The organism is Micromonospora sp. NPDC093277, assembly GCF_044765245.1.
Taxonomy (GTDB): Bacteria; Actinomycetota; Actinomycetes; order Mycobacteriales; family Micromonosporaceae; genus Micromonospora.
In genome coordinates this window covers 669746-694080 of record NZ_JBIWJO010000002.1, presented here as the reverse complement: position 1 = coordinate 694080, position 24335 = coordinate 669746, and the positions used below count along the sequence as shown (strand labels likewise).

At 69.5% G+C, this 24335-nt stretch carries 23 protein-coding genes; 14 read left to right on the top strand and 9 right to left on the bottom strand.

The annotated features are described in order from the left end of the window. Positions 1-20 precede the first annotated feature (20 nt). Complete coding sequence (locus tag ACIRG9_RS07785) at positions 21-206, top strand: hypothetical protein (RefSeq protein WP_402851761.1); 186 nt, start codon at positions 21-23, stop codon at positions 204-206. A 57-nt stretch (positions 207-263) separates the two neighbouring features. After that, positions 264-2303 carry a hypothetical protein gene (locus ACIRG9_RS07780; protein ID WP_402851758.1) on the top strand — a complete coding sequence of 680 codons (2040 nt, stop codon included), beginning with the start codon at positions 264-266 and terminating at the stop codon, positions 2301-2303. Between the two features lie 57 nt (positions 2304-2360). Here ACIRG9_RS07780 and ACIRG9_RS07775 read toward each other — a convergent pair whose 3' ends face one another. The 4 genes from ACIRG9_RS07775 to ACIRG9_RS07760 all read right to left on the bottom strand — a co-directional run bounded on the left by ACIRG9_RS07775 (position 2361) and on the right by ACIRG9_RS07760 (position 5868). Continuing rightward, entirely contained in the window at positions 2361-2657 is a 297-nt protein-coding gene (locus tag ACIRG9_RS07775) for a hypothetical protein (RefSeq protein ID WP_402851755.1), read from the bottom strand. A gap of 151 nt (positions 2658-2808) precedes the next feature. Next, complete coding sequence (locus tag ACIRG9_RS07770; RefSeq protein WP_402851753.1) at positions 2809-3588, bottom strand: SDR family NAD(P)-dependent oxidoreductase; 780 nt, start codon at positions 3586-3588, stop codon at positions 2809-2811. Positions 3589-4009: 421 nt separating this feature from the next. Continuing rightward, a complete protein-coding gene (locus ACIRG9_RS07765; RefSeq protein WP_402851750.1) occupies positions 4010-5023 on the bottom strand; it encodes a glycoside hydrolase family 11 protein in 1014 nt (337 codons plus the stop codon). 392 nt (positions 5024-5415) lie between these two features. After that, on the bottom strand, positions 5416-5868 hold the full coding sequence (locus tag ACIRG9_RS07760) for a hypothetical protein (protein ID WP_402851748.1): 453 nt from the start codon (positions 5866-5868) through the stop codon (positions 5416-5418). A 127-nt stretch (positions 5869-5995) separates the two neighbouring features. Between ACIRG9_RS07760 and ACIRG9_RS07755 the strand changes: the two genes are divergently transcribed. From ACIRG9_RS07755 to ACIRG9_RS07740, 4 genes are all read left to right on the top strand, one after another. Then, positions 5996-6355, top strand: coding sequence for a cyclic-phosphate processing receiver domain-containing protein (locus ACIRG9_RS07755; RefSeq protein WP_402851744.1), 360 nt, complete (start codon positions 5996-5998; stop codon positions 6353-6355). Positions 6356-6745: 390 nt separating this feature from the next. Then, positions 6746-7996 carry an MFS transporter gene (locus ACIRG9_RS07750; protein ID WP_402851741.1) on the top strand — a complete coding sequence of 417 codons (1251 nt, stop codon included), beginning with the start codon at positions 6746-6748 and terminating at the stop codon, positions 7994-7996. 400 nt (positions 7997-8396) lie between these two features. Further along, entirely contained in the window at positions 8397-8534 is a 138-nt protein-coding gene (locus tag ACIRG9_RS07745) for a hypothetical protein (protein WP_402851738.1), read from the top strand. A gap of 94 nt (positions 8535-8628) precedes the next feature. Then, the gene (locus tag ACIRG9_RS07740; protein WP_402851735.1) at positions 8629-10356 is read left to right on the top strand and encodes a cellulose binding domain-containing protein; all 1728 of its coding nucleotides are present in this window, start codon (positions 8629-8631) and stop codon (positions 10354-10356) included. Positions 10357-10612: 256 nt separating this feature from the next. Here ACIRG9_RS07740 and ACIRG9_RS07735 read toward each other — a convergent pair whose 3' ends face one another. Beyond that, positions 10613-11275, bottom strand: a complete 663-nt coding sequence (locus tag ACIRG9_RS07735) for a response regulator (RefSeq protein ID WP_402851733.1) — start codon at positions 11273-11275, stop codon at positions 10613-10615. Next, positions 11263-12432 carry a sensor histidine kinase gene (locus ACIRG9_RS07730; protein ID WP_402851730.1) on the bottom strand — a complete coding sequence of 390 codons (1170 nt, stop codon included), beginning with the start codon at positions 12430-12432 and terminating at the stop codon, positions 11263-11265. Before ACIRG9_RS07730 ends, ACIRG9_RS07735 begins: the two co-directional genes overlap by 13 nt. A 132-nt stretch (positions 12433-12564) precedes the next feature. On the opposite strand from ACIRG9_RS07730, the gene ACIRG9_RS07725 reads away from it, so the two are divergent. The 4 genes from ACIRG9_RS07725 (at position 12565) to ACIRG9_RS07710 (ending at position 17046) form a co-directional block, all read left to right on the top strand. Then, positions 12565-12990 (top strand): DUF6069 family protein, encoded by a 426-nt coding sequence (locus tag ACIRG9_RS07725; RefSeq protein WP_402851727.1) that lies wholly within the window; start codon positions 12565-12567, stop codon positions 12988-12990. A gap of 2 nt (positions 12991-12992) precedes the next feature. Next, positions 12993-14138 carry an alpha/beta hydrolase gene (locus ACIRG9_RS07720; RefSeq protein WP_402851724.1) on the top strand — a complete coding sequence of 382 codons (1146 nt, stop codon included), beginning with the start codon at positions 12993-12995 and terminating at the stop codon, positions 14136-14138. Positions 14139-14334: 196 nt separating this feature from the next. Beyond that, complete coding sequence (locus ACIRG9_RS07715; protein WP_402851722.1) at positions 14335-15963, top strand: cellulose binding domain-containing protein; 1629 nt, start codon at positions 14335-14337, stop codon at positions 15961-15963. Positions 15964-16098: 135 nt separating this feature from the next. After that, positions 16099-17046, top strand: a complete 948-nt coding sequence (locus ACIRG9_RS07710; protein ID WP_402851923.1) for an NmrA/HSCARG family protein — start codon at positions 16099-16101, stop codon at positions 17044-17046. A gap of 111 nt (positions 17047-17157) precedes the next feature. On the opposite strand, the gene ACIRG9_RS07705 is transcribed toward ACIRG9_RS07710, so the two are convergent. Both ACIRG9_RS07705 and ACIRG9_RS07700 read right to left on the bottom strand, forming a co-directional pair. Then, positions 17158-17877 (bottom strand): alpha/beta fold hydrolase, encoded by a 720-nt coding sequence (locus ACIRG9_RS07705; RefSeq protein WP_402851720.1) that lies wholly within the window; start codon positions 17875-17877, stop codon positions 17158-17160. A 151-nt stretch (positions 17878-18028) separates the two neighbouring features. After that, complete coding sequence (locus ACIRG9_RS07700; RefSeq protein ID WP_402851718.1) at positions 18029-19087, bottom strand: class I SAM-dependent methyltransferase; 1059 nt, start codon at positions 19085-19087, stop codon at positions 18029-18031. Positions 19088-19190: 103 nt separating this feature from the next. Here ACIRG9_RS07700 and ACIRG9_RS07695 point away from each other — a divergent pair, with 103 nt between their 5' ends. The 4 genes from ACIRG9_RS07695 (at position 19191) to ACIRG9_RS07680 (ending at position 22352) form a co-directional block, all read left to right on the top strand. Next, on the top strand, positions 19191-19613 hold the full coding sequence (locus ACIRG9_RS07695) for a MerR family DNA-binding transcriptional regulator (protein ID WP_402851716.1): 423 nt from the start codon (positions 19191-19193) through the stop codon (positions 19611-19613). Continuing rightward, complete coding sequence (gene modA, locus ACIRG9_RS07690; protein WP_402851714.1) at positions 19610-20410, top strand: molybdate ABC transporter substrate-binding protein; 801 nt, start codon at positions 19610-19612, stop codon at positions 20408-20410. Before ACIRG9_RS07695 ends, modA begins: the two co-directional genes overlap by 4 nt. 71 nt (positions 20411-20481) lie before the next feature. Continuing rightward, positions 20482-21252, top strand: a complete 771-nt coding sequence (locus ACIRG9_RS07685) for an ABC transporter permease (protein WP_402851920.1) — start codon at positions 20482-20484, stop codon at positions 21250-21252. Then, positions 21249-22352: an ABC transporter ATP-binding protein gene (locus tag ACIRG9_RS07680; RefSeq protein ID WP_402851711.1), complete on the top strand. Its 1104-nt coding sequence runs from the start codon at positions 21249-21251 to the stop codon at positions 22350-22352. Before ACIRG9_RS07685 ends, ACIRG9_RS07680 begins: the two co-directional genes overlap by 4 nt. Before the next feature lie 222 nt (positions 22353-22574). Here the strand turns inward: ACIRG9_RS07680 and ACIRG9_RS07675 are convergent, their stop codons facing one another. After that, complete coding sequence (locus tag ACIRG9_RS07675) at positions 22575-24149, bottom strand: glycoside hydrolase family 43 protein (RefSeq protein WP_402851708.1); 1575 nt, start codon at positions 24147-24149, stop codon at positions 22575-22577. Positions 24150-24335 lie beyond the last annotated feature (186 nt).

Below are 24335 nucleotides of genomic sequence, written 5' to 3'. Positions count from 1 at the left end.
CGCCCCGCTTTCATGGAGCGGTGGTTACCTGCTGCCTGCTGGTGCAGGGGGTGGCCCCGGATGTGTTGGGCGACACCCTGGGGGATCCCGCGACGAAGTACTCATCTGTCCTGGCCGTGGTGGCGGTGTCGCTGGTGATGCCGCTGCTGGTGTGGGCCGAACGCCGCACCGCGGTGGTCCGCACGTGTGGGTCGCCTTGGCCGTAGCCAGGTCGCTCGCGGCGGCGCAGCCATCGCACTCTATGTCGATGAGAGGATACGGTCGTGAAATCGGCCGTGCGGCGGATGCAGCAGATGCTGAACTCAGCCTTCAACACCTTCGATGCTTGGCGCGACCACGCTGAGGTCCGGCTCGACGCCGCAGCCGACGAGTCACTGCGTAGCTGGTTGCGACTGTTCGCCTGGGCGATGGTGGCCACCGTCGGTGTGGTCGCGTTGCTGCGGCTGGTGCTGACGGCGGCGGTCGGCGGCGGTCCCGTGGCGCGCTGGGTCGCGGCATCGGTGGCGGCGCTGCTCGCATCGGTACTGCTGATAGTCGTCGTCCGCAACGTCATCATCTCGCTGGTCGAACCGGCTCACCGGCGCTCTTTGCTGCTGGCGTTCCTCACCTCCGCCGCGGCCGTCATGGTGAGCGTCGAGGCGTTCGCCGCCGTCACGGCAGCGATGGCCGACGGGGACAGCGCCCTGTGGGCCATCGAGCGGCTGTACCTGTGGCACCTTGTCGATTCCGTTCCGCTGCTTGACATTGCGGGCCGGCTGGAGTGGACCGAGCCGCCCGTACTCCCAGGCATCGCCGGGCGGCTGCTCGTGCTCGGCTTCAAGCTGGTCGTGATCCCGCCCTTGGCGCGCGTCGCGGTCGCCGTGTACGCGCTCGTCGAAAGCCGAAGCAACGAACGGCGGTATTCGGCCGCGGTGGCGAGCAAGATCGGTGGCCGTCGCATTTTCCGCTTCGTCGAGATCCCGGTCTGGCTGCTCTTGCTGGCTACGGGCGTGGGCACAGTGTGGGGGGTGACAGCGCCGGGAGCGGGTGTGGCGATGCGGTGGTCCTCGTGGACCATCCTCGCGCTCGCCGGGACCGTCACTGCCATGATGGTCGCTGCCGCCCTTGGCATCTGGGCCTTTCAGCGGGTTCGCGAACTGCCGGCGATGCTCACGCTGGCGGTGGCGGTCGCCCTGGTGTGGTTCGACAACCCGGTGCTTCCCGGAGCCGGTGGGTGGGGGCTGTGGAGCAAGATTGGAATCACGCTGCTCGTGTGGCTCGTGGTGACGGTGCTGTTACTGGTGTTTCTGTGGGACGAGGAGGAACTGCCGAACGCCTTGGTGGCCGTGGCGCTCCTGCTCGGGTTCGTGGGTAGCGATGCACCGGCCACGCGATGGCTCACCGAACACGTGACGTGGACGCCTTGGGATTTTCCCGTCGCTCGGGCGATCATCACCGCGTGCTGGGGATTGTCCGCGGTCTTTTTTCTTTACCTGATGTGGAGGGTATTGCGGCGCCCCGCGGTCCTGGGCACCAGCGACTGGGCGTCACCCTCGAGTTTGCTGCGGGAGGACTTACGCGGCTATGCGCTGATCGGAGTGCACGTCGTCATCGCCGCGGCGGCGGTGCTGACCCTGTTGCGTGCCGTTGGCGCCGTGGATGTCCGGGCCGGCGCGACCGATGCCGGCTGGACGAGCGCGTCCGAGTCGCTCGCCGCGGTCACCTGGCACCTGGTCGGTTCATTCCCCGGTCCCAACATCCCGCAGATTCTGGACTGGCGACTCACCACCGACTTCGGCGGGCCGTGGGCGGGGCTCGTCATTGTCATCGCGTTGGCGTCCGTCATCGTCTTTGTGGTATTTCCACTAATTCGTACCGTTGTTCTGTGGGCGCGGCTGACCGCGACCCGCCCGAGCACCGCCCAGCCACTGGTCGAGATACCAGCGGCGGTCCTTGGCAACCTCCGGGCGGTCCTGGCCTTCCTGGAGGCGTGGGAGAGGGACCGGGACGGGACGACCGGCCGGTCGCACCTGCTTCTGTTCAGATGGTCCCCGCCGCATGCCATTCCCGGCCAGAGGATGCCGGCCGAGGATGCGCACGACGCGGAGCGTCGTTTGGTCGAGTCCGAATTGGACCGTCCCCGGCTGCTGGACCTTCTCGGCGAGCGGTCGCCCATCTACATCGCCGCCGACTACGCCATTCTCCGCACCGCGGACGCCTACCGGGCGGCGCTGAAGACCGGGACCACCACGCGGCAAGCCCGTGAAGCCGTCGACGAGTTCGCCAGCCTGATCGAGCGCTGGCACGCAACCCTCAAGACATGACGCCCGGGCCTTCCTCCAAACTGGTCAGTGGACGTCGTGGATGCGGCAAGGGCAGGGTCAGGCGGGGGGATTCTGGGCGACCACGGCGCGGACAACGTCGGCGACCTCGGTCAGCCACCGCGCGGCGGCCGCGTCCGAACTCTCGTCATCGAGCACCCAGTTGGCGTCCCCGGCCACGAGGCGGGCCAGGGTGCCGTCAGCGGGCGGATCGGCCAGCAGCGCATCGAGGGCATCCAACCGCCGCCGTACGGTGTCCGGGTTGACCTCAGCCAGCCTGGTCAACTCCGTGGGCAGTTCCGTCAGGCTTTCCGCGTCGGCGAGGTAGCCGCGGAGGAACGCCCTGACCTGCTCCAACGGGGGAGCCGATGGTTGGTTCGCTCTCGCGCGCAGGGCGTCGGGGACATCCACGGCGCTTAGGGCGAGGCGTTCCCAGCCACGGACGAGGCCATGATCTGCAGTTCAAAGACGCGCTCGCACTGTTGGGGCGGAGCACGGCTCGCCGGAGTCAGTCCGCGAGGGCGCCAAGGTCGACCGGCTTGCCGTCCTCGAAGAGCACACCGGTTGGCCCGCCGGCAGGCAGCATGGCCGCCCAGGCCACCCAGCGTGCGCTCTCGACCGTCGGCCGCCCGTCGTTGTCGTCGCCGAGTTCGGGATGGCTGGCGAACCGCCCAGGGTCGACGGAGTTGGCCAGGATCCCGGCGTCGCGCAGTTCGACGGCCAGCGAGGTGGTCAGGGCGTCGGCGGTGAATTTGGCCATCGAGTACCCCGGTGCACCGACGGGGCGGGGCAGCGCGGTGCCGGCGCGGACCTGCATGGCGGCACCGCTGGACACGGTGACGATCCGGGCTGCCGGCGCCGCCTCCAGCAGAGGCAGGCAGGCCTGGGTGAGTGCCCACGGGCCGAAGACGCACACTTCGAAGGCGGCATGTACGGCGTCGGCATCGGCCTCCAGGAGCCGGAACGTGTCCCAGTCAGGCATCAGAGCGGCGTTGTGGATCAGCGCGTCGAGCCGGCCGAACTCGGCACGAAGCCACGCCGCGGCCTCGGTGATGGTTGCGGGATCGCTCAGGTCGATGCGTACCGCGGTGGCCGCGAAGCCGGCGGCGGACATCTCCTCGGCCCGCAGCCGGGTCTCGTCGAGGTCGCGGCCGGCCAGGATGGCATGGAAGCCGTGGGCCGCGAGCTCGCGGGCGACGGCGACCCCGAGGCCGTACGGGCGACTGGCCCCGGTGACGAGGGCGACCCGGCCGGTGGCGTAGTCCTCGGTGCTGGAGGTGGCGGACATGGGAGATCCTCTCCTGGTGACTGGCCCTGGTGACCTGTGCGACGTGCCCTGCCGAGACCATGATCGGCTTCACCGTTCCCGGCAGGCCCCCTCGGCGACGTCACGGAACGTAACACCCGTGTCCTGCTCGACCTCGATGCCCTCGGCGAGGCGAGCGGCAGCGTGCACCACCAGGCAGGAGGCTGGCTGCCGCAGCCGCCGCGGCGAGCGGTCACGGTATGCCCGGGCGTAGTGGTGAGGCCAGCGCCCGACACAAGGAAAGCCGAAGCGCACGGCCAGATTGTCGACGCACCTGCCGTGCACCACGCACAAGGCCGCGGGGACCGGCGAACGGGGGACAGCTTCGGCGGCGCTGATGTGAGCCTGCGCGTAAAGAGATCTGGGGTGCCGGCGCAGCCGACACCCCAGATCCGTTGTAGTGCTAGGACGCCGCGCAGCTGGCGGTCGGGTTCGTGTTGTTGCCGTTCTTGTAGAGCGTGATGCCGAAGTTGTTGCCGGAACCGTTCGGCCGGGCGGTCAGCGTGCCGGTGCTGCCGCTGACCGAGGCACTCCAGCTGTTCTGCAGGCTCTGGCTGCCGTTCAGCCGGATCGTGACGGTCCAGTTGTTGCTGCCGCTGACCGCGAGGTTCACGTTGAACCGGTCGGTCCACTCCTGGCTGCGCGTGACGCTGACGGTGCAGCTGCCGCCACCACCGGGCGGGGGCGTGGTGGCGCCGCCACCGCCGCCGGAGCCTTCACTGACGGTGATGCTGGAGCTGCCGCTGCTCTGGTAGCCCTCGGTGGCCATGATCTGGTAGTCGTGGGAGCCGAGGTTCAGGCCGAGGTTCTTCCAGGCGTTGAAGTGGTTGGCGGTGGTGATGGTGCCGCTGCTGCGGTGCGACTGGCGGACGCTCCAGTACTGGTAGAACGTGGCGGTGCCCTCGATGGAGGGCTGGTTGACCCGTTGGGTGCGGTAGATGTCGTAGGTGCTGCCGTCGGTGGTGACGGAGCCGAGTCGGGTGGCGCCGGAGCTGGGGTTGTAGCTGCCGAAGTTCTCGACGATGTAGTACTCGATGAGCGGGTTTCTGGTCCAGCCGTACAGTGCGAGGTAGCCGTTGCCGTTCGGGCTGAATGAGCCGGAGTAGTTCACGGTGTGGCTGGAGCCGGGGTTCCAGCCCTTGCCGACGACCATGTTGTTCATGTTGCTCCACTGGACGCTGTAGGAGCCGCCGGCGCCCAGGGTCATGGTGACGTTGCCGTTGTCCTTCCAGTACGAGTAGAAGTACCCGTTGTGGGTGCCGGTCGAGTTCGACGTGACGGTCCGGTCGGCTTCGGCGTGGGCGATGCCGGCCACGGTCAGCGACGTGGCGGCCAGCACGAGGGCGCTGACGCCGCTGATGAGCAGTCTGATCCGGCCGCGACCGCGGCCCGTTGGGCTGGCGGGAGCATCGTTCATGGTGTCACCTACTCGTGAGATCTGGCGGGCGAGCCAGGCGGTGGTGGTGGGGTGTGCGGCTCGACGGCGCTAACGGCCGTCGATGAACCATCGTCATCGAGTGGCAACCCACCTGTCAAGAATTTCCGGAACGGATCCGGAAGTCTGTTGCTCGTCGACTCCCCTGGCCAGAACCCGATCGCCAGGCTCCTCTGCGGTGCCGATCCAGCCTGATGGGCAGTGGGGATCGGAAAGTTTCGGGGGCGTTCCGGACGGCCTGCTGGTAGGCACGTCTCGCCGAGTTCGCCGCCGGCCAGCCAGTACGCGCGCCGCCACAGGCGCTGTCGGCTAAGGGCGGCGCAGAAGCCCGGGAGCGCTCTGCCGGTGTCGGTCAGGACGCGCCGATCCGCCAGTCAGCTGCCTTGGATCTCACCATGCATCGCCTGCACGAGCTGGTGGTACAGCTGCGTGCAGACCGGCTGGTTGACGCGGTCCGTGCCGGACGCCATCCGGGGCCACAGGTCCCATAGCGCGCGGTCGTAGGCCTCGAGAGCCGCCCGTACGGGACCTGTCGCGAGCAGCATGACTTCGACTCTCGCAGCCTCATTGCACGCGATTGGGTCGCGCAGCTCCGCCGGCGGCGTGGCGACCACGTCAGCAACGTCCGCGGGCGAGGCGGCGCGTTGCCGATACAGGGCATTCCCCGTGTCGAACAGTCTCTGAGCCGTCACAAGGTATCGCGCGTACACCTCGCGCCGAGTGGCCCGCAACTCCCGCTCGGAAACGAACCGTTCTTCCAAGCGCAGTCGCTCCTGCTGCCACCGATGCGTCAGCATGGCCGTGACCAGCCCGACCACAGCCGTCACCAACACACCGCCGAGCGTTCCGACGACTGTCCACCACCCCGCCACGAGCCCATCAAACCATCTGGATACGCCTCGCCCGCATCCACTCGCGACCGCCCATGCGCGCGAGGTGCGGCACCATGGTCCCGTGGATGGCAGCAAGCCTCAGCGAATCGTCCTGATTGACGACCTGCGTTCCTTCGTTGACGGCCGTTGCGCCGAAGTGGCACGCAGCAGTGCCGCAGGGGTCGCCCTCCTCGAACGCCACCGCGACGAACGGCTGGCCGAGCTGTGGCTCGATCACGACCTCGGTGAGGCCGACACCATCTGGCCGGTGGTGGAGGTATTGGAGCGTGCGGCCTTCGAAGGTCGCCCGTTCGACATCGGCGTCGTGCACGTCCACTCGGCGAACCCGGCTGGTGCGGGCAGGATGGCTCAGGTCCTGCAACGCTGGGGGTACCAGGTCCGGATCGCATCCGGCTCCGCCGCAGTCGGCTATTTGAGATGAGTGACCGAGCGTTTCACGTTCCCTCGATCGCGGGGTTGGAGTCCAGCCAAGCCCACCAACAGCGCGTGAGCTGGGAAACGTGAAACCGGATGGGCGGTACGCGAGCCGTCTTGGCAAGGTGCGCGGTGACCTGGGTGAACGTGCGTGTCCCGGTGGAGTGGCCGGGTGCCGGTGACCCGTTCAGCCTCTCGGGCGTACTGGCCCGTTCGAGCGCTGTTGTTGGAACCGCTCTCGCCCCTAGCGTGCTGTCCGGCAGTCGGGTTGGCCGTGACCAGGTCAGCGGTGATTCGTCGCTGCGGAGTTGGCGTCCGGAGCCGTTGCTGTCCGAGGTGGCGGCCTGACGCTGCCGGACGCCTTCGATGAATGACTCCGGGGGAACCTGTGGATGGCTTGACGACGGATCGGCGATCGGTTGGCGAGGGGCCGCTGGCGGAGCAGCCCACCGCGGCGTCCTCGGCGTTGCGGCTGACGTTGGCGTCGCCGCTGTATCGGGGTGCCGCCGTGGCGATGTTCCTGTCCGGTCTTGGATTCTCGGCTGCGGCGCCTCAGATCGCGTCTTTTCTGGTCAACGAGTTGGGTGGGTCACTGACCGCGGCGGGCTTGTTCTATCTGACAAACCTCACCGCGCCGGTGGCCGGCTATCTGGTCGGAGCACGGTCGGATCGCACCGGCCGGCGCTTGGGGCTGTTCCGTGTCTGTGCTGCCGCCGGATTCGCTGGTTGGGTAGTTATCGCCTACTCGACGCAGTTGTGGATGCCGTACGTGGTGAGCGCCGTGGTGCTCGCGTTCGCCGGCGCTGCCACGTCCCAGTTGTTCGCCGCCCTTCACGACGAGATGAGCGTGTGCCCGGACCCGCGCAATGACGGCGTCGTTGCCGTGGTGCGGATGGCATTGACCGCGGGCTGGGTGGTCGGCCCGGTCGCCGGATCGTTCCTGGCCGCGCACACCTCGCTGCGCTTCACGTTGCTGATGACGGCGATTTGCACGCTCGCCCAAGTTGTCCCGCTCGGAATCCTGCGAACGCCGCGGGCGGTGCCGGTAGGAGAACCGGCGGCTTCCGTCACCCACGGCCCTGGCATACGAATGATGCTGCCCTTGCTCGCCTTCACCGGCCTGTACGTCCTCGTCTACGCCGGAGAGTCAATCAAATACGCGTATTTGCCGATCTACATGAACGACCGGCTAGGGTTCGCGTCCGAGCTCAGCGGTGCCATCATCGGGATTCAACCGCTGGTCGAGATCGTCCTGATGCCGCTCGCCGTGGTGGTCGCCCGCCGGACCGGCATGCTGCGGCTCATGGTGCTGGGCGCCGCGTTCGGGGTGGCCGCCAACCTCTGTTTCGCCCTGACCGGTACGGCTGCCGGGCTATTCGCCGGACAGATCCTCATGGGCGGGGTGTGGGGTGTCTTCGCCGCGTTGGGCATCATCGTCGCCCAGCGGTTGCTCCCGACCGCTGTCGCCACCGCGTCCGCGATTTTCTTGAGCTCGACCGCGTTGAGCTCCGCTCTGGGAGGCGCAGCCGGAGGGCTCGGCGCTGGCGCCGTCGGCCTGCCGCTGGTGTTTCTCATCCCGAGCGCTCTCGCGCTCCTCGCGGTGCTCGGTCTGGCCGCCATGTCCCGCTCGCGCGGGCGGGTCTCCTGAGCCGTGCGCCGGTGTCAACCGTCACGGCGCGCGGTGCCGTCGGTGACCACCAGTTCCATCGGGAGTCGCTGGCGGAAGCCTGGTGCGGTAGTGCCATCGAGCAGTAGCCGAGTGGCTGCGACCACCATCCGGACTTGATCAGGCCGCTCAGGCTGGGGTTGCTGGCGAAGACGTCACTGATCGAGGTGGCCAGGAACCTGAACACCGCGCCAGGGGCCGGCGAGGGCAACCAGCCAGGCGACCAGCGAGCCCTTGTTGATGCGCAGCGCCAGCCCACGTCGTGCCTCCACGAACGCCTCGCACGAGGGTTGTGCGCGCGTAAGGGTCGAGCTATATTGTCGACTGCATTGATTATTGCCTATTTGATTCGCTTCGCCACCGGGCTGCTGGCCGCCTGGTCGTGGGGGCGAGTCGGATCAGCGATGTCATCGAGTCCTCCGGTGGCACCGTCCTGCCCACCGACATCGGCGTCACGGGCTGCTCCCGGCTCGGCAAGGGCGCCTTGCGGTCGGCGCTCTTGGCCAAGATATCGCGTTGACCATGCCGATCGAGTTCGGCATTGCCGGTGTTCCCATCGTCCGCGGTCCATCGACCCATCAAGATTGTCGTCGTGCGAGCTAGTGGAGTAAACCGTGAAGAAGTCCCGTTTCCTGTTGGTTGCCGCGGCCGCGTCGGCCACCCTGGCGGGCGGCGTTCTGGTTGCCCCGCCCGCGCAGGCCGCGACGCCTGACATCACCGTCAATACCGCCACGTCCTACCAGACGATCGACGGGTTTGGGGGTGCGACCCCGATCTTCAACGGCTCCGGCACCCCGTGGACGGACGCGGAAACCCAGACCCTCGTCGGTATGGGCCAGGGGCAGCTCGGTCTGTCGATCATTCGGACCGTGGTGTCGCCGGTTTCGAGCGAGTGGGACCTGTACGCGAGCAGCCTGCGGACGGCGAAGTCGTACGGCTCTGATGTCAAGATCCTCGCCTCGCCCTGGACGGCCCCCGCGAACTTCAAGACGAACAACAGCAGGACCAACGGCGGCAAACTCAAGACCGACTACTACGACGACTATGCCGCGCACCTGGACGGGTACGTTCAGTACATGAAGAACCGGGGCGTCACGATCGACGTGACCTCGGTCCAGAACGAGCCGGACTGGCACCCGGACTACGATTCTATGGACTGGACCGGCACCGAGATGCGTAACTGGGTCCGCGACCAGGGCGCCAACGTCAGAGACACCAAACTCCTGGTTGGCGAATCCCTGAGATTCGACCGCGCGTACTCCGACCCGACACTGCAGGACGCCGCCGCGCGCAACAACATCGGCTACGTCGGCGGTCACCTGTACGACACGGAGAACAGCGGAAACCTGTCCGCCTACCCGCTCGCGGCCCAGTACGGCAAGAACCAGTGGATGACCGAGTGGAACCTGCACGCGGCCGACGGGAACGGCTCGAACATCTGGGGGAATCCCAGCAACGCGGCGGTCTGGAACGAAACCCTGGACGACATCATGCGGACCGTACACAGGTCGATGGAGGCCAACTGGAGCGCGTACATCTGGTGGTACGCCCGCCGCTTCTACTCCTTCATCGGTGACGGCGACTCCCAGTACGGGACCACGAAGGGCACGGTCCTGCGGCGCGGCCAGGCGTTCTCGCAGTACTCCAAGTACGTCCGGCCCGGCGACAAGCGCGTCGCACTTTCGAAGAGTGCGAGAACTTCTGGTCTGGAGGTCACGGCCTACCAGGGTCGGGGCAAGATCACGCTGGTGATCCTCAACCGGTCGACCAGCGCGATCAACAACGCCGTCATCCAAACACCGCAGAGCATCTCGAACGCCGAGTACACCGTTACCTCACAAAGCCTCGGCGTCGCGTCACAGCCAGTGACTCTCGGCGACGGACAGGCGACCGTCAACGTCCCGGCGCGGAGCATCTCCACCATCACGGTCAGCGTGGGCTCCGCCCCGACCACGCCGCCGGTCACGCCGCCCGCGACGACCCCGCCCGCGACGACCCCGCCCGCGACCACCCCGCCCCCCAGTGCCGGTGCCTGCCGAGTCACCAACACGGTCAGCGCCTGGAACAATGGCCTGACCAACAACATCACCATCACCAACACCGGCTCGTCCGCGATCAGCGGTGGGTGGTCGTTGCGGTTCACCCTCGGGTCCGGGCAGACCATCACCTCCGGTTGGAACGCCACGTACTCGCCGTCCAGCGGTCAGGTCACCGCGACCAACGTGAGTTACAACGGCTCGATCCCGGCGGGCGGTTCGACGACCATCGGCTACCAGGCCACCCACTGCGGCGACAACGCCGCGCCGACCGGGTTCACCCTCAACGGCGCAACCTTTACCTGAGCACCCACTCTGGCCGGTTCCGGCGAGCCACCGGGTTGAGGCCAGCGGCACAGCCATCCGACGGATGACACACGGATGGTGCGAGCCGCCGCGAGCAGCCTCCGCCCCAAGGACACCAGCGTCGGAATGGCTCCGCGTAGCGAGCGGATCGCGGCAGACAACCGCGCGAGAAAGCTGGTCCAGGTGTCGTCGGTGTCCACGATGCTGGAGCGCCCGAGCGGGTCTCGCGGGGAGCCCGCGACGCGGTGGCACGCGGTCAGGCGAGGCCGGCGTCGTGGGCGAGGAGCGCTATCTGGGTACGGTTGTCGAGGTCGAGCTTGGTCAGGATGTGCGACACGTGGGTCTTCACGGTGGCCAGGGTCATGGCGAGCGCGGTGGCTATCTCGGCGTTGTTGCGGCCCTGGCCGATCGCGACGACGACGTCGTGCTCGCGCGGACTGAGCGCCGCGAGGGTGGCCCTGGCCCGGGCGTACGCGCTGGCCTGGACGGCGACCCGGTCCATGAGCCGGCGGGTGACCCGCGGGGACAGGATCGGCTCGCCGGCCGCGACCTGCCGTACCGCCTCGGCGATCCGGGCCGGCGGGGTGTCCTTGAGCAGGAAGCCGCTGGCCCCGGCACGCAGCGCGTGCAAGATGTTCTCGTCGGTGTCGAACGTCGTCAGCACGATGATCTCGGGCGGCCGCGAGCGCGCCCGTAGGCGGCGGGTGGCGGTTATGCCGTCGACCCGGGGCATGCGCAGGTCCATGAGCACGACGTCGGGGGCGTGTGCGTCGGCCGCGGCCGACACCTGGTCGCCGTCGGCGGCCTCGCCGACCACTGCGATGCCCTCGGCGCCGTCGAGCATCATGGTCAGCCCGGCGCGGACGAGCGCGTCGTCGTCGACGACGAGTACGCGCACTGGCGGGGTCACGCCGGCCATGGTATCGAGGCGTGCAGCCGGAACTCCCCGCCGACCGCCTGGTGGTCGAGCCGCCCGCCGGCCAGGTGCACCCGCTCGGTGAGCCCGACCAGCCCGGCGCCCCCGGACCATCCGGGCGGCACCGCGCCCTCCGGCGGCAGCGCGTTGCGGACGTCGATCTCCAGGCCGGCGCCGGGTCCGCCGCGCAGGGCGACCTGGACCGGCTGGCCGGCGGCGTGTTTGCGGGCGTTTGTCAGGCCCTCCTGGATCACCCGGTACGCCGTGCGGGCCACCGACGGGGGTGCCTCGGCCGGGTCGTCCACCGCGTCGCGCAGCAGCACCTCGGTGCCGGCGTCGCGGGATTCCTCGACCAGGCGCGGGACGTCGGCCAGCACCGGCTGCGGGCGGCTGCCGTCGCTGTGCGGCGGGTCGTCGTCGCGCAGCAGCGAGATCACCTCGCGCAGCTCGTCGAGCGCCTGGTGCACGCCGTCCCGGACGACCCCCGCGGCCCGGGACAACTGCTCGGGTGCGGAGTCCGGACGGTACTCCATCGCGCCGGCGAACGTGGCCAGCAACGACAGGCGGTGGGCGAGGACGTCATGCATCTCCCGGGCGATCTTGCGGCGCTCCAGCATGCGCGCCTCGGCCACCCGGCGGCCCTGCTCCGCCTCGGCGCGGCGGGCCCGCTCGTGCAGTGAGCGGATCAGCGCTTCGCGGGCCCTCGCCCACGCGCCCCAGCCGAGCAGCGCACCGTAGCCTATGGTGACCAGCGCCAGCCACCAGCCGTACGAAATGCCGCCGGTGGACCGCCAGGCACCCTGGACCGCGTGAGCGGCGAGCCCGGCCGCCGACACGGCGATCGCCACCGGGTAGGGCCGGCGCCGCGCGACCTGCAGCGCGCCGATCGTGGCCGGTGGGGTGGCCGCCGGCGACACCGCTGCCAGCATGCTGAGCACGGCCGTGGTGGCGGCCGGCCGCCACAGCGCCAGCGGCGTCAGTAGCCAGCTCAGCGCGCCGGCCGTGAGGTCGAGCGCGAGCAGCGGCCCGGGCGGGTGGTCGCTCCACCAGCCGAGGATCGTCGCCGCGACCAGCACGCCAGACGCGCCCAGCATCGCGGCGAGGGCCGTGGTGCCGGGGCGGCGGTCCCGGTCTTCTGGACCGGGGGAGAAGCTGTTCACCCGGGCGAGGCTAACCGGCGGGTGTCGGGCGCCGACACCTTCCAAAGTTGGTGGTCGAGTTCTCCTAGGAGAGGGCCGACGCAGCTCGCGGTCCGATGTGTCCACCCGGCCCGAACCGCGACGCTCATCGGCATGACGAACGACATGCAGCAGACCGACACGACCAGGACCACCGCACGGCGTACCGGCCGCGCGATCACCATCGCCGGAGCGGCGGCCGGCGCTCTCCTCCTGTGGGTCGTCAACGATCCCTGGGCCAGCATCGACCTCGCCGTCCGCCAGGGCGACACCACCCAGCACATCGGCCCGACCGCCGTCGTGGTGGCCGCGCTGATCGCCGGCCTGGCCGCCTGGGGCCTGCTCGCGCTGCTGGAACGTACCGTCCGCCGCCCCGCCCGAATCTTCCGGATCATCGCGCTGATCGTGCTGGTGCTCTCGCTGGTCGGCCCGCTCGGCAGCGGCGTCGGCACCAGTGGCCGGCTGGTGTTGCTCGGCATGCACCTGACCGTCGGCGCCGCGCTGATCATCGGGCTGCCCGGCCGACGGAACTACCGGTAAGGATGGCCATCCTGCCGATCGGATACGTCGTCTCCGTCGCGCTCCTGGCGTTCTGCACCGCCACTGCCGTGATCGGGCCACGGTCCGCCCACACGACCCAGAGCTACTGGGGATTCTGGGTGACTTACCTGATCAACGAGTTGCCGTTCCTCGCCCTCTACGCGCTGGCCGCCAGCACCGTCCTCGCGTTCGTGCAGGGCGACCTCGCCGCACCCGGTGGCCTGGTCGCGTTCGCCGTCGCGGTTCTGACCGCGGCCGGCCTCGCCGTCCTGATTCGGCGGGCGCTCGCGACCGGAGCGGTGCTGCGGCGGGCCCTCGCCGACGACGCCGGCATCGAGCTGCCGCCGTCGCGCCGACCGTGGGCGCACATCCTGCTGGCCCCGTTCGCCGTCAGGCGTCGTGACGTCGTCCGGGTCGGCAACATCGCGTACGGCGACGCTGGCAGGCGCAACCTGCTCGACGTCTACCACCACCGGGACCGCCCCACCGGCGGGTCGGTCCTGGTGTACTTCCACGGGGGCGGCTTCAGGATGGGGCACAAGCGCTGGGAGGGCCGCGCCCTGCTCCACCACCTCGCCGCCCAGGGCTGGGTGTGTGTGAGCGCCAACTACCGGCTCGCACCCGCTCACCACTTCCCCGACGCCCACATCGACGCCAAGCGCGTGATCGCCTGGGTCCGGTCCCACGCCGCGGATCACGGCGGCGACCCGCGTACGATCATCGTGTCGGGGAGCTCGGCCGGTGCCCACCTGGCCTCGATGATCGCGCTGACCCCGAACGACCCGGCGTTCCAGCCGGGCTTCGAGTCCGCCGACACCTCGGTCGCCGCGGCGATCGGTCTCTACGGGTACTACGGCCGGGTCGCCGGCCCCAACTCGTCCCCGCTGGACCGGCTCCGCGCTGCGCCGCCGTTCCTGTTCCTGCATGGCGACAAGGACAGCTTGACCCTGGTGGAGGACACCCATGAGTTCGTCACCCGGCTCCGCGAAGCCAGCACCCAGCCCGTCGTGTACGCCGAGCTGCCTGGCGCCCAGCACACCTTCGACCTGTTCTACTCCCTGCGCTACCGCCAGATCATCGAGGCGGTCACCGCGTTCGGCGCCTGGCTGCACACGACCCAGCCCCACAGTGACCGGCCGGCCGTCTGATCGAAACGCTGACGTGTGGGCCGGGCCAGGGCGGCGTTGCGTGCGGGGCCGGGGTTCGATGCCGCGCTCGGCTCGGCAACCGTAGCAGCGGAAGGACCGGACATTCATTGACTTGACGCGATGGGAGCGCTCCCGTAGCCTCCGGCCTTAACCGGTTCACTTCCCCCTTTCCTCCCCGAATCATTGGCAGGCAGCTATGAAGGCCCATCTAGCGTCGAACCAGCGCCTGCGCGCTACCATGCTCACCCTTGCCGTGGTGGTGGCGGTGGTGCTGGCCAGCCTGGTAATGATCAATCGTGCCGGCGCGGCGGTGTCGCCCTTCGCCCAGCGCTGCGGCATCCGCTTCTGCTTCAACGGGCAGAACTTCTACTTCGCCGGCGCCAACACCTATGACGTTTTCACCTACGGCGGCAGCTGGGGCGATACCGAGACGACCTACATGGACAAGGGCCGGATCGACGCCCACTTCGCCCACCTGCAGGCCGACAAGGTGACCGTGCTGCGGCTGTGGATGTTCAGCCACGAGAGCTGGCACGGTTTCGAACCGAGCAAGGGCGTCTACAACGACCAGCAGTTCGCCCTGTTCGACTATGTGATCCAGTCCGCCAAAGCGCACAACGTCATGCTCATCCCGGTCTTCGAGAACTACTGGGAGGCGTATGGCGGGATCGACACGCGGCTGTCCTGGGAGGGCCTGTCGGGTGGACATCCCGGCCGGGCAAAGTTCTTCAACAAGCAGCTGTGCCCTGGCTGCTTCACGCAGTACAAGAACTACGTGAACTACGCCCTGAACCGCACAAACCACTACAGCGGGGTGAAATATAAGGACGAGCCGACGATCTTCGCCTGGGAGTTGATGAACGAGCCGCGTTATCAAGACGTCAGCCCTGAGGAGAATGTCAGCGGAGCTACCCTGCGCGCGTGGGTCGACGAGATGGGCGCGTACGTCAAAAGCATCGACGGCAACCACATGCTCGGCACCGGCCTGGAAGGCCACGAATCGAAGTACGGCTTCGGCGGCAACGAGGGCAACCCGTTCGTCTACATTCATCAGTCCCCGTACATCGACTTCACCTCGGCGCACCCCTATCCCGACGAGGGCTGGGCGGGCTTGGACATCTCCAAGACCAAGGCGCTGATTCGAGCCTGGATCAACGACTCGCACAACGTGGTGGGCAAGCCGTTCTACATGGGCGAGTGGAACGTCCACCAGGACTGGGCCAACTGGTGGACGCAGATTTACAGCGACTTCGAGGCGGCCGGCGGCGACGGCAGCGGGTTCTGGTGGTACAAGGACGGCAGCGGCGGGGGCGGATTTGACACCGTCTTCGGCGCGCCGCAACTCGCGGTCTTCCGTCAGCACTCGGCCAACATGGCTGCCAAATCCACGGGCAAGCCACCGTCGCAGTCTCCGCAGCCGTCGCAGTCTCCGTCGCAGTCTCCGCAGCCGTCGCTGTCACCGTCGCCGTCCGCGTCGCCCACGGTGAGCCCGAGCAACCCGGCGGGTACGTCCTGCAAGGCGACTTACCGCGTGGACAACTCGTGGTCCGGCGGCTTCAACGCGACCGTGACACTGACGAACACCGGTACCACGACGTTCACCAACTGGACGCTGACCTTCACCGCACCTAGCGGCGTATCGCTGGCCAACGGCTGGAACGGTACCTGGGCCTTCAGCGCACCGACCTTCACCGTGAAAGCGCCGGACTGGGCGCAGAACCTGGCGCCGGGCGCGACGTGGAGCCCGGCATACAGCGGCAATGGATCGGCGAGTCCGGCGCCAGCCGGCTTCCGATTGAACGGGGTCGCCTGCTCGACAACGTGAGCGCCGGGAGTGCGGGCCGACAGGGTCTGTGACCCTGTCGGCCATGACCGGGCCACAGGGCTTCGTAGGCACTCGACGGCCCAGCCCGCGATCGATGTCTTACGACCAGGAACGAGGCTCCGCAGTCGCGTGAACATGCGCAAGGGCGGGGTGAGGGCCGAGGCGCGCGGATATCGTGGTGCGCGGCGACGACCGGTCGTCGCGCTTGCTCGCCGAGAAGAGGTGTCTTTGATGGCCGATGGGCCGATCTTGGTGCTCGGGGCGACGGGCGGTCAGGGTAGCGCCGTAACCGAGGCGTTGTTGGGCCGCGGGGCCCGGGTGCGGGCGCTGGTGCGCGATCCGCAGCGGGCGGCGGCTCGCCGGTTGGCCGACCGGGGTGTCGAGGTGGTCGCGGGGTCGCTGGATGATCGCAGCTCGCTGGCCGGGGCGATGGCCGGCGCGGGACCGACCTTCGCATTGACGACTCCGTTCGAGGCGGGCGTGGATGCCGAGGTGGCCCAGGGGCGGGCGATCTTGGCAGCCGCCGGCGAAGCTCAAGTGCCGCACCTGGTGTTCAGTTCAGTGGCCGGCGCCGACCAGGGAAGCGGTGTGCCGCACTTCGACAGCAAGGCGCGCATCGAAACGGAGCTGGCTGCCGGCGAGGTGCCCTACACGATTCTGGGGCCGACGTACTTCTTCGACAACGCCCTCGGCGGGGCGGATCGCATTCGCGGTGGGGTGCTCGATCTGCCGCTGCCGGCGGATCGGCCGCTGCAGCAGCTTGCCCGCGCCGACCACGGCGTTTTCGCCGCGCAGGTACTTCTCAACCCCGCCCCCTACGCCGGGCGGCGCATCGAGCTGGCCAGCGATGCCCCTACCCCCGCCCAGATGGCGGCCGCGCTGAGCGCGGCGCTGGGACGGGAAGTGCGCCATGAGTCGGTGCCACTGGCCGGGATCGGCAATCCGGACATGCACGCGATGTGGGCGTTCTTGAATGGGCCGGGCTACCAGGTGGACATCGCCGCGCTGCATGCCGCCTACCCCGAGGTTGGTTGGACCAGCTTCGCGGATTGGGCCCTCCACACGTTCGGATCCGTTCCGTGACCACTCCCGCGCCGGGCATCCATCAGGGGCCGCTCCGGCTCGGGCCGGCCCAACCCCATGCGGTGGGCGCGACCGATCACAGCGGGCTCCACCGCAGCCTGTGGCCTCTCGTCATCTGCGTGCTCGACCTGAGGGCACCGCAGTCCGGGCTTCGGCTGCCGTCCTGATGAGCTGTGTCGCCTCGTCGGGGTGAGAAACCATCGCGAGGTGGCTGGCAGGGACCTCGGTGGTGGTCGCACCCATGCGGCTGGCGAACATGCGCTGCGCGTCCGGCGGGATCGCCTGGTCCTGCGTGGCGATCAGGTACCAGGACGGTAGCGACTTCCAGGCCGGCACGCCCATCGCTTCGGAGAATGTGGAGCCGGCAGTAGGCTGCTGCACGGCGTGCAGCACCTTGGCCTGGGCGGGGTCGACGTCGGCCGCGAAGTGTTGGACGAACTCGTCCTGCGGCTGCCACATGAAGCCCTGCTTGTCGGTGAACAGGTGCTCCAGCGCCGGCGGTGTGGGACCCTGCGACAGCAGAGCGCCGAGCGATTCCCCCTGGTCGAGCCCGAAGGCCGCGATGTATACCAGGCCGGCAACGTTCGGCGCGTCGGTGCCGAGGGCGGTCATGATCTGGCCGCCGTAGGAGTGCCCGGCCACGATCGTGGGGCCATCCTGCAGGGCGAGGACCTGACGTAGCCGGGCAACATCGTCGGCCGTCGAGGTCAGGGGAAACTGCGGGGCCGTCACCTGGTAGCCGTCGGCCTGTAGGCGCTCGATAACCCCGCTCCAGCAGGAGCCGTCGGCCCATGCGCCGTGTACGAGGACGATGTTCGGTCGGCCGTTCATCAGATTCCTTCCCTGCTGCGTTCGGTGTTCGTTTCTGCCCAGGCTGGCCTGCGGGCGACGGGAGTCCAGGTGCCGACGCCACGACCAGAGGCAGTCACGTTGCGAATACCAGGACGGCGTCGGCCTAAACGTGCTGGCCACGGCCAGAGCGTCAATGGCGTATCGCGACGGCGTGGAACCGGTGGGGTGGGTCGTCGTAGCTGGTCAGGTGCCAGCCGGTGCGTGCTGTGGTGGCGCGGAGAACGGGTTCGGCGAGTGGTTCGTCCGGGCGCAGGGTGCGGCCGTGGCGGGCGGCGAGGGCGGCGCGGCCGGAAGGGTGGAACAGTACGAGTCTGCCGCCGGGGCGGGCGATGCGGGCCAGCTCGGTGAGGCCGGCGTCGGGGTCGGGCAGGTGGGTGATGAGTCCGGCGGCGAAGACGGCGTCAGCGGTGGCGTCGGCGAACGGCAGTTGGCGGGCGTCGGCCAGGACGAGCGTGGTCCCGTATCGGTGGGCGCGGTCGCGGGCGGCGGTGAGCATCTGTGGGGTGAGGTCAACGCCGAGGACCGTGCCGTGTGGGCCGACCGCGTCGCGCAGGGCGGGGAAGGCGCGGCCGGTGCCGCAGCCTACGTCGAGGACCACCCCACCCGGTCTGAGCCCGGCTTCGGTGACGGCAGCCGCGTAAGCGGGTAGGTCGTTGCCGAACTTGGTGTCCCAGGTGGCGGCGCGGGCGGCGAAGAACGCCTGCGATTCGGTGCGGTACCACACGCCGCTGGGGACAAGCCGGGGGTCGAGGTGACGGATCACCGGCCAGGTGCGGTCGTGCAGGTCGACGACCGCGTCGGTGCTGTCGCCTCGGTAGCCGCCGGACGTGGTGTCGCCTGATGGTGTGCGGACCCAGATGGTCAGGTCCCAGGCTGTGGCCGGGAGCCGGTCGCGCCACCGGGCGCCGTCGGCGATGACAACTCTGTCGGCGGTGCGGTCGCGCCACCCGTCGTCCTCGGTGGCGCAGTTGGCGGCGGCGAGTCGGATGCAGCGCCGGCCGGCGGCCCGCAGCCGTCCGGCGAGCCGGTCGGCGAGGAGAGCGGCGCCACCGTCGGTGCCGTCGACGACGACCTGGGCGGCCCTGTCCGGGAGCGCGGCGGCAAGGTGGTCGAGGACGGTGTGCCAGCGGTCGCGTTGGTCGTCGGTCAGTCGCTGCCCGGCAGGCACTGTCTCCCGATTGCCGGTCATGCACCCATCATGCAGATGCGGCACCCAACGCGCTATGGGCAGCCGAAGATGCGGCTTGATGGGCCACTTCTGCTTGGCAAGTGCCGGGCGCTAAGGTGCCAGTGTGACGGTATTTCGGATCGGCGAGGCAGCCGAACTGCTCGGGGTCAGCCCCGACACGGTCCGTCGTTGGGTCGACGCCGGCCGGCTGAGCGCGACCCGGGACGACAACGGCCACCGGACGATCGACGGGGCCGAACTCGCCGCGTTCGTCCGTGGCCAAGCCAGTGAAGCGGACGCTCGGGCCGACGCGTCGTCTGCACGGAACCGGCTGCGGGGCATCGTCACCGCGGTGGTGAAGGACACCGTCATGGCGCAGGTCGACATCCAGGCCGGGCCGTTCCGGCTGGTGTCGCTGATGAGCCGCGAGGCCGTCGACCAGTTGGACCTGCAGGTCGGCTCGGTTGCGGTCGCAGTGATCAAATCGACCACGGTGGTGGTGGAAAGGTCCACCCCGGCCGCGGCGACCAAGGGGAGGACCACGTGAGATCGCATCGACTCCGGACCACGCTGACCGCACTGGCGGTGTCGGCGTTGGTCGCCGTTACCGGCTGCAGCCGCAACGACACGACGGGCGCGCAGAGCAGCGCGAGCGCCAGCGCGGGCGTCACCGGCACGGTCAACGTGTTCGCCGCGGCGTCACTGACGGAGACGTTCACCAAACTCGGCAATGACTTCGAGGCCGCGCATCCCGGTGCCACGGTGAAGTTCAACTTCGCCGGCAGTTCCGCGCTCGCCACGCAGATCAACCAGGGCGCGCCAGCGGACGTGTTCGCGTCCGCCGCCCCGAAGAACATGGAGACGGTGACCGACGCCGGCAACGCCGACGGCACCCCGACCACGTTCGTGAAGAACCAGCTCGTCATCGCCGTGCCGAAGGGCAACCCGAAGGGCGTCACGGGCCTGGCGGACCTGACCAAGCCCGGGGTGAAGGTCGCGCTCTGCGCCGAGCAGGTGCCCTGCGGCGCCGCAGCGAAGAAAGCGCTCGACACCGGCGGAGTCAAGCTCACCCCGGTGACGCTGGAGCAGGACGTCAAGGCCGCGTTGTCGAAGGTGAAGCTCGGCGAGGTCGACGCCGCGCTGGTGTACCGCACCGACGCGAAGGCCGCCGCGGGCGATGTCGACGGCATCGAGTTCCCCGAGTCGGCGGGCGCTGTCAACGACTACCCGATCGTCGTGCTCAAGGGGGCCAAGAACGCGGACGGCGCGAAGGCATTCGTCGCCTACGTGCTGTCCGAGGAGGGTAAGGCGGTGTTGACCGAGGCCGGTTTCCAGGCCCCGTGACCGACACCGATACCGTCGCGGCGGGGCGGCACGCGACCACCCCGTCCCGCCGCAACACTCCACGCCGACAAGTGCCCGCCGCGCTGCTGCTGCCTGCCGTACTCGGCCTCTTGTTCCTGGTGCTCCCGCTTGCCGGGCTGCTGATCCGGGCACCGTGGGCGACCCTGCCGCAGCGACTGACCGAACCCGGCGTACTCACCGCCCTGTGGCTGTCCCTGCAATGCGCCACCCTGGCGACGCTGCTGTGTCTCACCCTCGGCGTCCCGCTCGCGTGGCTCCTCGCCCGGGTCGAGTTCCCCGGCCGGCGGCTGGTCCGTGCGCTCGTCACCGTCCCGCTGGTGCTGCCGCCAGTCGTCGGCGGTGTGGCGCTGCTGCTGGTCTTCGGCCGCCGCGGCCTGCTCGGCAGCTGGCTCGACAGCACGTTCGGCATCACGCTGCCGTTCACCACGACCGGCGTTGTGCTGGCCGAAGCGTTCGTGGCGATGCCGTTCCTGATCATCGCCGTGGAGGGCGCGCTGCGCGGGGCCGACCGCCGGTACGAGGAAGCCGCCGCGACCCTCGGTGCCAGCCGGTGGACGACGTTCACCCACGTGACGCTGCCGCTGGTCGCACCCGGGATCGCCGCCGGAGCCGTGCTGTGCTGGGCCCGTGCGCTGGGCGAATTCGGGGCGACGATCACCTTCGCCGGCAACTATCCCGGCACCACCCAGACCATGCCCCTGGCCGTGTACCTGGCCCTGGAAACCGACCTGGACGCCGCCATCGTGCTCAGCCTCATCCTGCTCACCGTCTCCGTGGCCATCCTCGCCGGGCTGCGCGACCGCTGGATCCGCAGCGCATGACCAGCATTCCCGAACCGGTCACGGTGACCCGGACTTCGGTCGACGGTCCGATGCTCGACGCGCACCTGGTCGTCGACCGGGGCGCGTTCCGTCTCGACGTCGCGCTGCGCATCGCCGCCGGGGAAGTCGTGGCGCTGCTCGGCCCCAACGGCGCGGGCAAGACGACCGCCCTGCGCGCCCTCGCCGGCCTGCAACCACTCACCGACGGCCACCTGACCCTCGCCGGCGGCGACCTGGACCGGCCCGAGCGCCGGGTGTGGACGCCGCCCGAGGACCGCCCGATCGGCGTGGTGTTCCAGGACTACCTGCTCTTCCCGCACCTGACCGCCGTGGACAACGTCGCGTTCGGGCTCCGCCGTCGCGGCTTCCAACGCCCTGCCGCGCGTGCTCAGGCTCAGTCGTGGCTGGCCCGGGTCGGGCTCGCCGAACACGGCCGCCGCAAACCCCGGCAGCTCTCCGGTGGGCAGGCGCAGCGCGTCGCGCTCGCCCGCGCCCTCGCCGTCGACCCGACCCTGCTGTTGCTCGACGAGCCCCTCGCCGCACTCGACGCCCGCACCCGCCTGGACACCCGCGCCGAACTGCACCGCCACCTCGCCGCCCACCCCGGAGCGACGCTGCTGGTCACCCACGACCCGCTCGACGCGCTCGTGCTCGCCGACCGGCTTGTCATCGTCGAGGACGGCCGGCTCGTGCAGGAGGGCGACGCCGCCACAGTCACCGCCCGACCCCGCACCGACTACGTCGCCCGCCTTGTCGGGCTCAACCTGTACCGCGGACGCGCCGACGGCCACACCGTCCACCTCACCGACACGTTCAGCCTCACCTGCGACGACCGGCTCGACGGCGACGCCTTCGTGGTCTTCCCGCCCACCGCCGTCGCGCTGCACCTCCAACGGCCCGACGGCAGCGCCCGCAACACCTGGCCGGCCACGATCACCGGGATCCAGCGCCACGGCGACAACCTGCGCGTCCAACTCGCCGGACCGATCCCAGCCGCCGCTGACATCACCCCGGCCGCCGCCGCCCACCTGCAGCTCACCCCGGGACGGCAGGTGTGGGCCGCGGTCAAGGCCACCGAAACCCACGCGTACCCGGCCTGACCTCCCGCCTCGATCGTGTCCGGGCGCCGGAACGCGGTACCCGAGGAACCGGAGCTGCTCGCCCGCGAACTGACCCAGTTCTTCACGTCGCTCCGCCCGTACTGATCAGCAAGGGAGCCCGGTCATATCGGCCCGGCTCCCGGTGCCGGTTTCCGCATACATCGCCCGGGAAGCTACCCATCTCGATGAACCCCTTCCGTTCCTTCGAAGCGGAAGCGACGCTCAGCGTCGTGGGGACAGCGCGCGAGGTGCGTACTCGAACTGTTCCACGCGGACGCGGGTGGATGTCGGCCGACCGTTGCTGGTGGCGTAGACGCCCAGCCAGATCCCGGTAAACCCGCCGGTGGCGTTGGTGTCCAGCGTCGTCCCGTCGGCCACCGCGACGAGGTTGGGCTCGCCGCCGTCGAGAGCCGCGAGCAGCGAGTATTCCTGCCCGTGTGTGCTGATCACCAGCCTCACCGGGGCGTCGGGCGCGGGCGTGGGCAGCTCGCCGATGACGGTCTCGACGTCGGCGCGGCGGTGGATGGCGAGCACCCGCCGGGCGCCGTCGTCGCCGGCGGTGATGGCGAGTCTTACGTGGTCGCGTTCGTTCTGCCGCACCACGAGACCCGCCTCCTCCCCGGGAGCCAGGGGCGCGATGACGATGGCGCGCACGTTGACGTCCTGGTGCTGCTGGCGTACGCCCAGGAACGCCGGTGTGACCGGCTCGGCGAGGGTGGCGGGCCGCACCGCGAGCGTCCAGCCCTCGCCGTCCGGGGTGGCGAAGTCCGCCGCGGGCCCGCGAAGCGACGTCCAGCGCAGGCTGCTGGGCGGCACGACGCCGGACGTCGAGCCCTGCGCTTCGCCCGGAAGCGGTTGACCGGCGAATGGCACCTCGACCTCGTCCGGGACCCGGCCGGCACCGGGGGCGAATACCGGCCACCCGTCCTCCCAGACCACAGGTACGAGGAACGTCTCGCGGCCCAGGTTGTAGTGGTACCCGCCGTACGGCCGCATGCCGAGCAGCAGCGCCCACCACGAACCGTCTGCGGCCTGCACGAGGTCGGCATGCCCGACGCCGACGACGTCCATGCCGCGGCCCAGGTGCCGGTGGGTGAGCACAGGGTTGGACCTGTTCCCCACGTACGGCCCGGTGACGGACTCCGCCCTTGCCACCGACGTCGCGTGATGGAACTCGGTGCCGCCCTCTGCCGCGAGCAGGTAGTAAGAGCCGTCCACCTTGTACAGGTGCGGGCCCTCAGCCCACACGGCGCCGAGCACCGCACCGCTCCAGATCACGTGCTCGGCGCCGGTCAGCTTCCTGGTGATCGGGTCGAACTCACGCACCCACACCTCGGTCTGCCCGGGCCACCGCGGCTCGCGTGCCGGGCGTGTGCCGTGCAGCCAGACCCGGCCGTCGTCGTCGAAGAAGAGGGACGGATCGATGCCGTCCTCGTCCAGCCAGACCGGGTCTGACCACGGACCCGCCGGGTCGGTCGCGGTAACCACGAAGTTCCCGCCCGGCTTCCCGTCGGGCGTGCCGACCAGTGTGCACACGACCCAGAAGACGCCGTCGTGGTGCCGAATCGTGGGAGCGTACAGGCCGTGTGAGTGGCGCAACCCCTGGTAGTCGAGCTGCCCGGGTCGATCGATCACATGCCCTACCTGCTCCCAACTCACCAGGTCCGAGCTGCGGAAGACGGGCAGGCCGGGAAAGTACTCGAACGTCGAGGTCACCAGGTAGAACGAGGCACCCACCCGGCAGACCGACGGGTCGGGATAACAGCCGGGAAGGATCGGATTGCGCACGCGAGTCACAGCGCACACCGTACCCACGGGAACTGCTCGGCAGCCCGGTGCCATTCGGACAGTCGGGCCGGCCTGGCGCGTCCTGCATCGAAGGATATCCTTGTGTCGATGGTGCTCTCGGCCTAGCCTGAGGCGCCCGGAGATTGATCTCGCGGCCAGGGAACCCAGATTGCTGCTCTGCCGGGCATGGGGCGA

Coding starts and splice junctions, on each gene's coding strand:
- ACIRG9_RS07770 (WP_402851753.1), bottom strand. CDS start 3,588: ATGTCCGCCACCTCCAGCACCGAGGACTACGCCACCGGCCGGGTCGCC.
- ACIRG9_RS07765 (WP_402851750.1), bottom strand. CDS start 5,023: ATGAACGATGCTCCCGCCAGCCCAACGGGCCGCGGTCGCGGCCGGATC.
- ACIRG9_RS07735 (WP_402851733.1), bottom strand. CDS start 11,275: ATGGCCGGCGTGACCCCGCCAGTGCGCGTACTCGTCGTCGACGACGAC.
- ACIRG9_RS07725 (WP_402851727.1), top strand. CDS start 12,565: ATGACGAACGACATGCAGCAGACCGACACGACCAGGACCACCGCACGG.
- ACIRG9_RS07720 (WP_402851724.1), top strand. CDS start 12,993: ATGGCCATCCTGCCGATCGGATACGTCGTCTCCGTCGCGCTCCTGGCG.
- ACIRG9_RS07715 (WP_402851722.1), top strand. CDS start 14,335: ATGAAGGCCCATCTAGCGTCGAACCAGCGCCTGCGCGCTACCATGCTC.
- ACIRG9_RS07710 (WP_402851923.1), top strand. CDS start 16,099: ATGCGCAAGGGCGGGGTGAGGGCCGAGGCGCGCGGATATCGTGGTGCG.
- ACIRG9_RS07705 (WP_402851720.1), bottom strand. CDS start 17,877: ATGAACGGCCGACCGAACATCGTCCTCGTACACGGCGCATGGGCCGAC.
- ACIRG9_RS07700 (WP_402851718.1), bottom strand. CDS start 19,087: ATGACCGGCAATCGGGAGACAGTGCCTGCCGGGCAGCGACTGACCGAC.
- ACIRG9_RS07680 (WP_402851711.1), top strand. CDS start 21,249: ATGACCAGCATTCCCGAACCGGTCACGGTGACCCGGACTTCGGTCGAC.